The sequence below is a fragment of the Engelhardtia mirabilis genome (genome assembly GCF_007748095.1).
Lineage (GTDB): Bacteria > Planctomycetota > UBA1135 > UBA1135.
On sequence record NZ_CP036287.1, the window covers coordinates 1,889,358 to 1,900,930 of the forward strand.

The following is an 11,573-nucleotide window of genomic DNA, read 5'->3' on the forward strand; positions in this document are numbered from 1 at the left end:
CGGCGGCAGGCGCTTGGCCCCGTAGTACTGCACCAGGGCAATGGCCACCGCACCGGCGATGACCTTCGCGAGCTCCTTCGCATCCGCCTTCGCATCCGCCTTCGTCATGCCGGCACCTCCAGCCCGTGGTGCTGGCAGCAACTGCTGATGGCAGGGCACGAGGGCGAGCACAGGAAGCTCGGCCGAGGGAGCAGCTTCCCCGACCGCACGTCGGCCAGGTAGGCCCGCACCATCGCCATGAAGGCCCCGAGCCCCCGCGTGGGGATCTCGGTCACCTCCAGACGGCAGAGCTTGCCGCGGATCAGGCTGCGGATCTCCGCCACGGCCAGGGCCGCCTCCGGTCGGTGTGCCTGTAGCAGGTACCGGTAGGCGTCGATCTGGAGCTGGTGGCCGAGAACCGTCTGGAGCTCCCCCGAAGCGCGCGCCGTGGTCTTGATGTCCACGACCCGGCCGTCCGCCGTGATCAGGTCGACCACGCCGGTCAGGTCGGCTCCGAGGTCCTCGCCGGTCACAGGATCCACCAGGGCGCTGTGGAGCTTGATTTCCGCCGCTTCGACGCCCTCGTCGGGGAATCGGTCCAGATAGTGCGCGGTGAGCTCCCGCGCATGGAGGAGAGCCTTCTCAAGCTCGCTCTGCTTGAGGACCGCGCGAGCGGGGTCGGTCGGTGCCGACGCGTCCACGTCCTCCGCCAGCACGGTGTGCGCGCCGAAGACGTCAACAAACACGGCCACAAGGTCCTCGGGCGCGCGCCCCAGCCACCGCGCGCGGTGCAGCTCCTCCAGGGCCGCATGCAGGGCCCGCCCGAAGGCCATGGCCGGCGTCATCTGCAGGGGCTTGCCCTCCAGGTAGACTGCCGCCCAGCGCAGGGGGCACATCAGCCAGGTCTTCAGGCGCGAGGCGCTGACCTGGATCCTGGAGCTGTCGTTCACAGTCACGAGTCCCTCCCGCCCTGCAGGGCCGTGATGACGCGCGAGGCGTCGAACTTGGAGAGTTCGTGGCTGGGGTGCCCGGTGGCCTCCAGGCAGAGCTCCTCCAGCCCATCCCGGTCGAGTCGCTTCGAGTGCGCCAGCCGATGGATCAGCTGGAGCTGCTTGTCGGTCGCTCGCGGCGTGCCGCCCGCGGCCCCGTTGTAGGCAGCCACGCGGTTGGGCGGCTGGGAGCGTCCGTTCGCAGTAGCAGCTACTGCCACGGCTTGGCGGGGAACGCCGTCGAGCCCGTCGAGGCGCTTGGCGTTGTCGATGGCCTCCTTGGCGCGGCGGAACAGAATGTCCGCCTGGCCGAGCAGCTCGTCCGGGTGCTCGATCGACAGCTGGTCGACGGACACCAGGACGGAGTAGTTGTTGGGTTCGTACTGCGAGCGCGCGCTGATCTTCTCAGACGCGCTCACTTCGAGCCGGACGATCATGGGATCGGTTCCTTCGGGTCAGGGTGGATACGAAGAAGGCCCGTGGCACCAACGGGTGGTGTCACGGGCCTGCCAGGGAGCCGGGTGAGAGCTAGAAGCCCATCCGGCGACGAAGGGAGACGAACGAGCCGTCTCCCATCACGAGGTGATCGAGGAGTGGGATGCCGACGAGCTTCCCGACCTCGAGCAGCCTCCGGGTCACCTCGAGGTCCTCGGTGGAGGGCTCGGGGTCACCCGACGGGTGGTTGTGGGCGACGATCAGCCCGGCCGCGCCGAGTCGGATCGCCGGCCCGAAGACCTCACGCGGGTGGACCAGGGACGCCGTGAGCGTGCCGACCGTCACCTGCGCGAGTCCGAGGACTCGATGCCGCCCGTCGAGCAGCAGCACCCAGAACTCCTCCGTGGGCCGGTCGTCGAGCACCGGCCGCAGGCAGGCGTAGGCCGCCTCGGGGGAGATCGCGTCCGAGCCGTAGCTCACGACCTCCGGTCCCTCGGCGACCACCTCCTGCAGCCGGCTGACGACGCGGCGAAGGCGTCGAGCCGGCACGGCTCAGAGCCACCGCTCGCCTCGCTCGGCGAGGTCGAGGATGCGACCGCCGAGCTGCTGGAGCTCGGTGCGGTCCGTCAGTTCGAGCTGCGGCGCGTTGCCAGCCCGCGTGACCGCGTTGATCACGTCGAAGAGGCTGTTGCCCGGCTCGATCCGGTAGGCGTCGATCAGGGCTCGACCCAGGTCCGGACCGAGCTGGTACCGAACCGCGATCCGGTCGAGCGCGGCTTCCGGGTCGGGCACACGAACCGATCGGACGGCCTCGAAGCGGCCCGGCAGCCGGCTCGCGGTCTGCCACGCTTCTCGCGCCATCGAGCGCGCTTCGTCAAGCGTGTCGGAGGCGCGCTTCGTGTGCCGGCGCCGCAGAGTCGAGGCGCTGTCCATCAGGATCAGCCCGTTGAGGCAGATCACGCGGTAGACGAGCGCATGCAGCTCGACGACGCGGTGCCCGGTCTCCGAGTTGCCGAGGTAGAGGCCGCCGTGCATGCCGTCGTCGGACAGCGCGGTGGGGGTGAGGACCTGCGCGACGAAGTGCAGCGGCGAGAGTTCGTAGCGCGCCGGGGTGTCGTCGGGCACCTGCTCGAGCACAGTCCGTACGAGCGAGAGGTGCGACACCGGCTGGTACCGCGCTGAGAGCACCGCGCGGACCTCGTCGCCTTCGATACGTATCAGTAGCTCGCCGCTCAGGCGCTCGAGCCAGCGGTTGACGTTCAGCGCGACGAGGTCGTCCGGACACCGATGCAGATAGGTCGCCGGGATCCGTACCCTCGCCGCGAGCTGGTCCAGCGCTTCGCGACGCATCGGATGCGGCACGCCTTGCACCCGCAGCATCCGCGCCGAGTCCATCCGGACTTCGTCCGCACGGACGGGAAGGTCGAGCTGCCGGTCAGCTGCCGCCGAGAGCTCCGCTTCGAGTTCTCCCAACGCGACCGGCGGCCCGTAGAGTCTTGCCACCATGAGTCCACTCCTGTGGGTTGTGAGCCGGAACAACTCCGGTCACAGGACTCATGACGGATCACCTGGGCTGTTTAGCAGGTGTTCTTCTGCCGGGTAGCACAGCTGTCAGCAGGACGCAGCTGTCAGCCGGAAACGGCCTTCAGTTCGGCATGGAGCCTGTGCGATGCCGCTTCGCTGGATACTCCAAAGTGCGAAGCGAGCTTGTCAGCGATTGCGTCGAGTCGGATCGCATCCTGTTCAGCTCCGAGCTCGGAGAGCGAGCGGCGAGCAATCTCTTCAACACAGGTGTTGAACTCCGGTGAGGGCATTAGGACGAGCGCTGCAAAAGAGTTCGCCTGAATCTCAAAGTATCGGTGGGAGTCGCCGTCCATCGTGGAGTACAGGCGCTTCCAGCCCTCGACAAGGTAGTATCCACGTCCCTGGTAGAACCGCTCGTGCAGGACGATGTGCCCGGCTTCATGCGCGAGGGTGAAGCGGTATCGATTCGTGCTCTCAGCGTGATAGATTCCCGCGTCCACAACGATGTCCTTGCAGTCGCCTGATGTGAATCCGTCTACACGTAGTCGAGACATCAGCCCCTCTTCAGGGACGATGTTGATTCCAAGGTTGAATTCGACGATGTCTTCGATCGGAACCGGAATCTCTCGATCGGGATTGTGCCGGTCGAGGAAAGCGGAGGCTGCGTGCCGCACGTCCTCGTAGCTGAGATAGTCAGGCTTGAACTCTTCCAACTTCGTTCCAGCCTTTCAGTCTTCCGCTGAGTCCGATTCGCAGTGCCGGCGCACGACGTCAACAATCTCATCCAGCTGGTGTTCGTCGATCGCCGCGTTCCGCAAAGTTCGGAAGAACAGCGGGAGCTTCGCGACCACATGCTCCTCAAGCCCCTCTGGGAGGCGATGGGCCTGAATCGATGCAGCATCAAAAAAGGATTCCCAGTCCTCAGTGCCTCGCTCGAGGTGGAGGGCGCCAGCTAGGTGTGTCAGCGTGGACTTCGAACTCGGAGGCGGCGCAAGTCCTCTTTCGATCCTGCTGATGCGTGCCGGGTCGAGGTTGTTCTCTCGACAGAAGCTTCGAAGCGACTTCCCGTGCTTGTGGCGAAGCGAGCGAACTAGGTCGCCGAAGAGGTTGCTCGTGGTCATTCCTGCTCCTTGTCGGTCAGATGACGAAGTCGGTGTGAAGGGCTAGAGGGGGGGGGACTGGGTGTTGTACGACGGGCACAACGTTGTGTGTTGAGTACAACGCCCAGAAACTTGCGCATCTGGCATCCTTGAGGGTCGGAGGGGACGCCTCTGGTTTTTGCTAAGTGTTTTTGAATTCGACGTTTAGGGCGGATGTGGCCGGTCAGTGGCATCCGCCACGGTGACGCTGGCGACTCGCGTCAGAGGCCAGCCAGAGGCCCAGGCTCTATCTGCAGGGGGCTCGAAGGAGCGAGCAACCCAACAGGGTAGGGCGCCCCGGTTGACCGAGTGCGCTGGGTGAACCCCAAAGTCGCGTACGCGTCCGGTGAGCCCATCTGGCCGGACCGCCTCGTAGCCGGCACGGTCAGCAGGGCAGCAATGGTCCCGAAGGGGCAAGTCGCCGCCGGCCGACCGCAATCTATCCGGTTCTAGGATGTCAGAATCCGCCCGACAATGCCCTAAGTAATTGTGGGCAAGAGGGTTGAGCGCTCTGGCGTTGTGGGGGCGGCTGTGTTCTGCAACCCCCCTTGCGGACCTGCAATGGCGCTCGGGAGCCCTGACCGCGGCCTGAAGGAGCGTATTCGGACCACGGGAGCTGAGGCTGCTGGTCACCAGGTGGCCGTCAGCGATCCGAGACGGCCCTCTTCCGACGTTGCTTCGCGGGAATGGCCGTGGAACGTCCACGCCCAGGGTGCGCGAGCCTGCTCCTGGACGCCTGCAGATGCCTGTAGATGCGTGGACTTGCGGCCACCGACGCGCCGCGCTACCGTCGCCCAAGTACATATCCCGCTTCGAGTTGTGGCGCCGCGAAGGCCCCTGTTCAGCCCGCGATGGGGTTGCAGAGGTCGGAGGTTCGAATCCTCACGCCCCGACCATCTTGATGGCCATCGAGCCGCTCTGCGCTACGATCGAGCGGCCATGACCGAGATCGCTCCGCGCATCACCGTCGACCCCGAGCAGTGCGGCGGTCGGCCCTGCATCCGGGGGATGCGGATTCGGGTCACCGACGTGCTCGACCTCTTGGCGGCTGGACTAAGCGCCGAGCAGGTGGTCGAGGAGCTGCCTGACCTCGAACTCGAGGACGTCTCCGCGGTTCTCAAGTACGCGAGCAAACGGCTCGATCATCCGTACTTCGCGGCGTGATCCTCTGGCTCGACGCGCAGCTGCCGCCGGCGCTCGCGCCGTGGTTGGCGAGCGAGCTCAACGTCGAAGCCCAGGCCCTGCGTGATCTTGGGCTGCGCGATGCGTCCGACCAGGTGATCTTCGATCGAGCGCGGGAGGCTGGTGCCGTCGTCCTCACCAAGGACTCCGACTTCGTCGAGCTGGTCGGCCGACTTGGGCCTCCGCCTCAGATCGTATGGCTCACGATCGGCAACACGACGAAAGAGCGGCTTCGAGAGGTGTTCGCCGAGCACGGATCGAGGTTGGTGAAGGCGCTGCGCGCTGGCGAGGATTTGATCGAGATCGGGAAGTCGCGTTGACGGCAACTGTCCGCGTGAGCACCCCGCCGGAGCCGGTCGCGTCTCCACGTGTTGCGAGTCGAGTCGGCCGGTGAATTCGGCCGTCGGCGTGCATGCGCGCCGGCGGCACGGGCAGCGGATCTGGGCACACGCGCGCGCTGCGCGGGGGAGGCGCTCGTGCGCTCACTCGCGATCGGGCCTCGAGGTGCCTTGGCGGCACGGAGGCCGAGGTTTTCGTTCCGTGCCGCCGGCGAGTTGTTGTTGCGGTTCGCCGAGTGTGCGTTGCGGGCGGTGTCGTCGAGTCTGCCGCCGCGGTTGACGCGGTTGGCGGAGGCGGGAATCCGCTCCCCAGGAGGGTGAGGGCCGCGCGCGCTCACGAGGCGAGCGTCTCCTCGGCGGTCAGCGGGAAGAGCTGGGCGCGACGCAAGTCGAGGGTGTCGCCGTGCCCCAGGTGGCCGGCGACCGAGGCCACGGCGGCGCGGTAGGCCTCGGGCGCGAGGGTCGGGAAGGCGCTGAAGGCGAACGCGCCCAGGTTGTTGTAGAGGCGCACGCTCGTCTTGTTGGACACCGCGACGTCGAGGTCACCGTCGCCGTCGATGTCACCGAGCGCGACCCGACTGGGATACGAGCCCGCGTACAGGCTGCCCGCCGCGGTGAAGGATCCGTCGCCCAGGCCCCGCAGCAGGGTCATGGAGCCGGCCAGATAGTTCACGGTCACCAGGTCTAGCGCGCCGTCCCCGTCGACGTCGCCGAGGTCGACGCCGGTCAGCTCGGCGTGCCCCACGGCGAAGGGGTAGTGGATCGGCGCGCTGAAGCCGCCGGCTCCGTCGCCCAGGAGCACGCTGACGCCGAAGCCCTCCCACTGGTCGAGCAGGTAGTTGTAGCAGCCGCGGTTGGCCGTCACCGCGTCGAGCGCGCCGTCGCCGTCGAGGTCCCCGAGAGCCACCTCGTTCGGGCGGGATCCGGCGGAGTGCGACAGGATCGAGTAGTCGGTCCCCGTGCATTGCGCGGTGGCCGTCGTCGAGAGGGAGAGGGCGAACGGGACGATCAGAGCGAGGCGGCCGAGTGTCATCGAAGCTCCTCGATGGGTGAGCTGGCGAGCGATGGCCTCAGACTCCGAGAGCTGGCCGACGGGCCTGATGACAATCGATTCATCGGGTCCCGTCTCGACCCTTGCTCCAGGGCGACGGTTCACTGGAACCGGCGCGCGGCGGATCGGGAGCGAGGCACGACGGGCGAGGCTGTTGCTCCAGGCAAGATGCCGCGAGGCGGCCGAGCGCGGCATCGATGGCGCACGATCGGCGGGCGGGGGCAAGCCCTGCGCCGACCTCGCAGCCGTTGGGCTGAATCGGGCAGTGCCGCGCCAGCTGGGCCGCCTGGTCGCATTCGGCTACTCCGCGACGACCCTCCTATCGTCGCGAGTCTCGAGCCATACCGGCGCAGGCCCGGCGAGCGTGCCGAGGAACGAACCCGAGACGGCGACCGTGACGCCCGGAGTCCTGAGTCCCCCGGTGTGACGTCATCGGTCCCGCCCTCGATCGAGGCCGCTCCCGCCAACGGCGACGGGCCGCTAGCGCCGCTCGTCGAGCTCGGTCAAGCGGCGGATCGACTCGAGCGTCTGGGGGTGCTCGTCGCCGAGCACACGGCGTCGGCCGTCGATCGCCTCACGGTAGTAGGTCTCGGCCAGGTCGAGGCGGCCCTGGGCCTCGTACAGGACAGCCAGGTAGTGGATCGAGGCGAGGGTCTTGGGGTGCTCTTCACCCAAGACGCGTCGCCGCCCCTCGAGGGCCTCGCGGTAAAGGGGCTCGGCCTCCTCGAGCCGTCCCTGGGCCTGGCGCAGGAAGGCCAGGTTGGTGATCGAGGCGAGCGTGTGGGGGTGGTCGTCACCGAGCGCGCGCCGGCGGCCCTCGATGGCCTCGCGGTAGAAGGGATCGGCCTCGTCGAGCCGGCCCTGTTGCTCCATCAGGTAGCCGAAGTTGTCGATGGCGAGCAACGTGTCGGGGTGGTCGTCGCCGAGCGTGTGGCGCCAGCCCTCGAGGGCTTGGCGGAGGAGGACCTCAGACTCTTCGAGTCGCCCGAGGGGACCGAGCACGGCGCCCACGTTGTTCATCGCCTTCAGGGTCTGGGGGTGCTCGTCGCCGAGGATCCGCCGCCAACCCTCCATCGCCTCCCGGAAGTGCGCCTCCGCCAGGTCGAGGCGTCCCTGCGCATGGTAGAGGCCGCCGAGGTTGTTGATCGCTTTCAGGGTCTCGGGGTGCTCGTCGCCGAGCAGGCGCCGTCTGCCGTCGAGGGCCTGCTGGAAGTAGGGCTCGGCCAGGTCGAGGTGGCCCTGGGCCTGGAGCAGGCCACCGAGGTGCAGGAACGACGACAGGGTGTCGCGGTGCTCGTCGCCGAGCTGTCGGCGACGGACGTCGAGGGCCTCTCGGAGCAAGGGCTCGGCCTCGTCGAGTCGACCGACGCTCCTCAGCAGGGTTCCCAGAATGTCGACCGAGCGGGCGGTCTGCGGGTCCTCGTCGCCCAGGAGGCGGCGCCGGACTTCGGCGACCTCCTCGAAGAGCAGCACAGCCTCGTCGTATCGCCCCTGGGCTTGGAGCACGTTCCCCAGGTTGACCAGCGGGCCGAGGGTCTCGAGCTGGTCGTCCCCATGCAGGCGGCGCAGGCCGTCGAGAGCCCCACGGAGCGCCGTCTCGGCTTCTTCGAAGCGCCCTTCGTCGTACAGCTGCCGGCCCAGCTGGTAGAGCGACTCGAGGGTCGCGGGGTGCGCGTCGCCGAGCTCCGCGCGCCGGATGTCGAGCGCACGCCGGGCTGGAGCGCCCGCGGCCTCCGGTAGCCCCAGGGCCTGGAGCGTGCTGACCAAGGTCGCGAGCAGTCGGGCGCGGATCAGCGGCTGCGTCGCGAACTGCGCGTCGATGGCCTCGACCGTGCGCTCGAAGAGGTTCTGCTCGAGGGCTCGCAGGGCGATGGTCGAGAAGTTGACCGGCGCGAGGCCCGCGGACAGCGCCTCGCGCTGGTCGTCGGGGACGGCGTCGAGCAGCGAGCGTCGCAGGCGGATCCCCATCAGCGCGACGTCCAGCTCGGCGAGCTGGCTCGACTGGAATGCCGTCACCCGCTCGAGCTCGTCGGCCCGGGCGAGGGCTTCCTGCTCAGCCTCACGGGCGCGGGCCGCGCTCTCCTGGGCCAGCCCGCGCTGCCGCTCCTCTTCCGCTAGCGCATCGTCCTTCTCCGCGAGCGCGTCGTCCTTGGCCTCGAGGGCCTCGCTCAGCGCCTCGTTCGCGCGCTGGGTGTTCCACCAGCCGACGCCGGTGCCGATCGAGCCGCCGACGAGCAGGAACGCGATCGTGGTCACCGCCACGACGGTCTTCTTGCGGCGCCGTACGAACTTGCGCAGGCGGTAGACGCCGCCGGGCGGCGCCGCGAGGACCGGCTCGTCGCGCAGGAATCGCGCGACGTCGGCCCCGAACCCGCTGGCGCTCTCGTAGCGTCGGTTGCGGTCCTTCTCGAGTGCCTTCATCACGACCCAGTCGAGGTCGCCGCGCAGGCGCTTGCTCAGGTTCTCGACGTTGACCTGCCGGCCGGCCGCGACGGGGGAGGCCTTCGCGCCCATTGTCGAGACGCGGGTCGAGGGGCGCTCGGGATCGTCCTCGCGGATCGTGCGCAAGAGCTCGTCGAAGCCCCGCTCGAGCACTTCGCGGATGTCGAAGGGGCGCGTGCCGGTCAAGAGCTCGTAGAGCAGGACGCCGAGGGAGTAGACGTCCGCGCGAGTGTCGATGTCGAGGCCGCTCAGCTCGGCCTGCTCGGGGGCCATGTACTCCGGCGTGCCCAGCATCTGGGCGTGCTGGGTGAACATGGTCTTCTGCGTCAACTCGGCGCTGGTCGCCTTGGCGATGCCGAAGTCGATCACCTTCGGCACGGGCACGCCGTCGTGCAGGGTGACCAGTACGTTGCCCGGCTTGAGGTCCCGGTGGATGACGCCCTTCTGGTGGGCGTGCTGGACGGCCTCGCAGACCTTGACGAACAGCTCGAGCCGCTCGCGCAGGCCGGCGCGGGCGGTGTCGCAGTACTCGGTGATCGGCGTGCCCTTGACGAGCTCCATCACGAAGTAGGGCCGCCCGGAGCGGGTCGCCCCGCCGTCGAGCACCTTGGCGATGTGCGGGTGGTCCATCAGCGCCAGGGCCTGGCGCTCCGCCTCGAAGCGGACCACGACCTCGCGCGTGTCCATCCCGAGCTTGATGATCTTGAGCGCGACCCGGCGCACGACGGGCTCGCGCTGCTCGGCCATCCAGACGGTGCCCATGCCGCCCTCGCCGAGCTCCTGGAGCAGCTTGTAACGGTCGATCGTGTCGCCGGCCCGCTCGCCGATCGCGGCGGGGGCGGGGGGCTCGACCCCACCCTGCTCGGCCTCCGAGCGCGCGGCTCGGATGGGGTCGCGGCCGGCGTCGGAGTCGCCGATTCCGTCGGGTCGGGGTGAGTCGTGCATGGGGGAGTTGTGGACGGTGCCACCGCTACCGGGTCCGTCGAGGGCTGCGCGGCACCCACGATCTTGCAATCTCTCGGCGGGCTGGGGGCCCGCCAGGAACCGAGAAGCTCGCGCAGCCGGTCGAGGGGCCGGGATGGAGCAGGTGCACGGAGCCGCAGCTGCGGCTGTCGACCACCATCGACCGCGCGACGGTTCGGGACGCGGGTACGGGCGAGCTGGTGTGGCAATCGCCGAGCGGGACCGGCGGGTGCACCACCGCAGCGATCTCGCCCGACGGCCGCTTCGCCTTCACGGCGGGTCCGAGTACCGATCCGTTCCTGCGGCGCTGGTCACTGGAGGGCGGCGGGATGCTCGCCGAGCGGCGCATCGAGGGCCTGCGAGTCTCCGACCCGTGGGCTCTCTCGCACGAGGGCGAGCTGGTCGCGCTCGCGCCCGGCCGGCAGGAGATCCTGCTGCTGGATTCGGGCCTCGAGCGAGAGGTCTCCCTGGCCTTCGGCGCGCTCTTCACCGGGACCACCTGCGCCGTGCACTTCGTGGGGCTGACGGCCGGGCGGCAGGTGGGCGGCGGCGCGATCGCGTGGCCCTCGACGGCCTACGCGGCGGAGCTCTTGGCCTGGGACCTCTTCCTCGGCCTGGCGCTGGTCTTCGCTGCGGCCGCGATGGACGCCGCGTGGCTCGGAGCGCGACGTGCGCTGGTCGCGAGCGGCGTCCTGTGCCTGGCGGGGACGGCGGGGCCCGCGGTGGGGGACATGGGGCTGCAGAGGGTCGGCGTCTTGGGCTATGCCGTCGTCCTTCCCCTGGCCGCGTTGCTCCTGGCGAGGGGCTTTGCAGGAGGACGTGGAGTCGCCGCGGCCGACTCCCGGCCGAGGTTGATCGAGCGGGGGATTGAGCCCGAGCTCAGGTCGGCGCGGCTCAACCAGCGGGCGAGGGAGTGAGTTGAAGGTAATGGCAACGTTCGAGATTTCAGAGTGAACTGAAACTTCTGAACTGGGTGCTAGGCTGGCGCGGCCATGTCGAATGCCGATCAGGTCCGTGCTGAGTTCACCGAGCTCTGGGGGCAACTCGCCAGCTTCTGGGGCATCTCGCCCGCCGCTGCGCGGGCCTTCGCCCACCTCTTCACCCTCGAGGAGGGCGCCACGGCCCAGGAGCTGCGGGAGGGGCTGGCGATGAGTGCCGGAGCGGTCTCGACGGCGACCAGGGAGCTCCGGGAGTGGGGCCTGGCCGCTCCCGTCAGGCAGCCGCGCTCGCGCCAGGTCCAGTGGCGCGTGGAGACCGACGTCGAGCGCGTCGTGCGGACGATCGTCGCGACCCGCAAGCGGCGAGAGTGGGACCCCATCCTCGAGCACGTGGACCGTTGGCTCCCCGAGCTCTCGGGGTCGAAGGATGCGGAGTCCGTGCACGTCCGTGAGCGTCTCGAGACGGTCCGGGCGATCGTGAAGGTGGCGGACGACATGGCCCAGGCCTTCCTGCGCGGGGGCGTCGTCGAGAAGCTCGGACTGAGCCTGCTGGTCAAGGCCACCAAGCGGCGGGCGAAGCGGCCGAGCTGAGG

The 11,573-nt window shown here is 68.9% G+C and carries 12 protein-coding genes; 4 read left to right on the forward strand and 8 right to left on the reverse strand.

All coding sequences use genetic code 11. The features are described 5' to 3' along the window. Positions 1-104 precede the first annotated feature (104 nt). The 6 genes from Pla133_RS06800 to Pla133_RS06825 form a co-directional block, all read right to left on the reverse strand. Positions 105-929, reverse strand: coding sequence for a RecB family exonuclease (locus Pla133_RS06800; protein WP_145063933.1), 825 nt, complete (start codon positions 927-929; stop codon positions 105-107). A gap of 2 nt (positions 930-931) precedes the next feature. After that, positions 932-1,405: a hypothetical protein gene (locus Pla133_RS06805; RefSeq protein WP_145063938.1), complete on the reverse strand. Its 474-nt coding sequence runs from the start codon at positions 1,403-1,405 to the stop codon at positions 932-934. 91 nt (positions 1,406-1,496) lie between these two features. Further along, the gene (locus tag Pla133_RS06810) at positions 1,497-1,952 is read right to left on the reverse strand and encodes a JAB domain-containing protein (RefSeq protein WP_145063941.1); all 456 of its coding nucleotides are present in this window, start codon (positions 1,950-1,952) and stop codon (positions 1,497-1,499) included. Between the two features lie 3 nt (positions 1,953-1,955). Next, a complete protein-coding gene (locus tag Pla133_RS06815; protein WP_145063945.1) occupies positions 1,956-2,909 on the reverse strand; it encodes a DUF932 domain-containing protein in 954 nt (317 codons plus the stop codon). A gap of 122 nt (positions 2,910-3,031) precedes the next feature. Then, positions 3,032-3,640 (reverse strand): ImmA/IrrE family metallo-endopeptidase, encoded by a 609-nt coding sequence (locus Pla133_RS06820; RefSeq protein WP_145063950.1) that lies wholly within the window; start codon positions 3,638-3,640, stop codon positions 3,032-3,034. Positions 3,641-3,655: 15 nt separating this feature from the next. After that, positions 3,656-4,048, reverse strand: a complete 393-nt coding sequence (locus Pla133_RS06825) for a helix-turn-helix domain-containing protein (RefSeq protein ID WP_145063955.1) — start codon at positions 4,046-4,048, stop codon at positions 3,656-3,658. 957 nt (positions 4,049-5,005) lie between these two features. Between Pla133_RS06825 and Pla133_RS06830 the strand changes: the two genes are divergently transcribed. Continuing rightward, positions 5,006-5,230 carry a DUF433 domain-containing protein gene (locus Pla133_RS06830; protein ID WP_145063961.1) on the forward strand — a complete coding sequence of 75 codons (225 nt, stop codon included), beginning with the start codon at positions 5,006-5,008 and terminating at the stop codon, positions 5,228-5,230. After that, complete coding sequence (locus tag Pla133_RS06835) at positions 5,227-5,568, forward strand: DUF5615 family PIN-like protein (RefSeq protein ID WP_145063966.1); 342 nt, start codon at positions 5,227-5,229, stop codon at positions 5,566-5,568. The genes Pla133_RS06830 and Pla133_RS06835 overlap by 4 nt, the downstream gene beginning before the upstream one ends. A 352-nt stretch (positions 5,569-5,920) precedes the next feature. Here Pla133_RS06835 and Pla133_RS06840 read toward each other — a convergent pair whose 3' ends face one another. Both Pla133_RS06840 and Pla133_RS06845 read right to left on the reverse strand, forming a co-directional pair. Further along, a complete protein-coding gene (locus tag Pla133_RS06840; protein WP_419192199.1) occupies positions 5,921-6,619 on the reverse strand; it encodes an FG-GAP repeat domain-containing protein in 699 nt (232 codons plus the stop codon). A gap of 498 nt (positions 6,620-7,117) precedes the next feature. After that, positions 7,118-10,024 (reverse strand): serine/threonine-protein kinase, encoded by a 2,907-nt coding sequence (locus tag Pla133_RS06845; RefSeq protein ID WP_145063978.1) that lies wholly within the window; start codon positions 10,022-10,024, stop codon positions 7,118-7,120. Positions 10,025-10,242: 218 nt separating this feature from the next. Between Pla133_RS06845 and Pla133_RS06850 the strand changes: the two genes are divergently transcribed. Further along, a complete protein-coding gene (locus Pla133_RS06850; RefSeq protein WP_145063985.1) occupies positions 10,243-10,959 on the forward strand; it encodes a hypothetical protein in 717 nt (238 codons plus the stop codon). Between the two features lie 75 nt (positions 10,960-11,034). Continuing rightward, positions 11,035-11,571: a GbsR/MarR family transcriptional regulator gene (locus Pla133_RS06855; protein WP_145063989.1), complete on the forward strand. Its 537-nt coding sequence runs from the start codon at positions 11,035-11,037 to the stop codon at positions 11,569-11,571. Positions 11,572-11,573 lie beyond the last annotated feature (2 nt).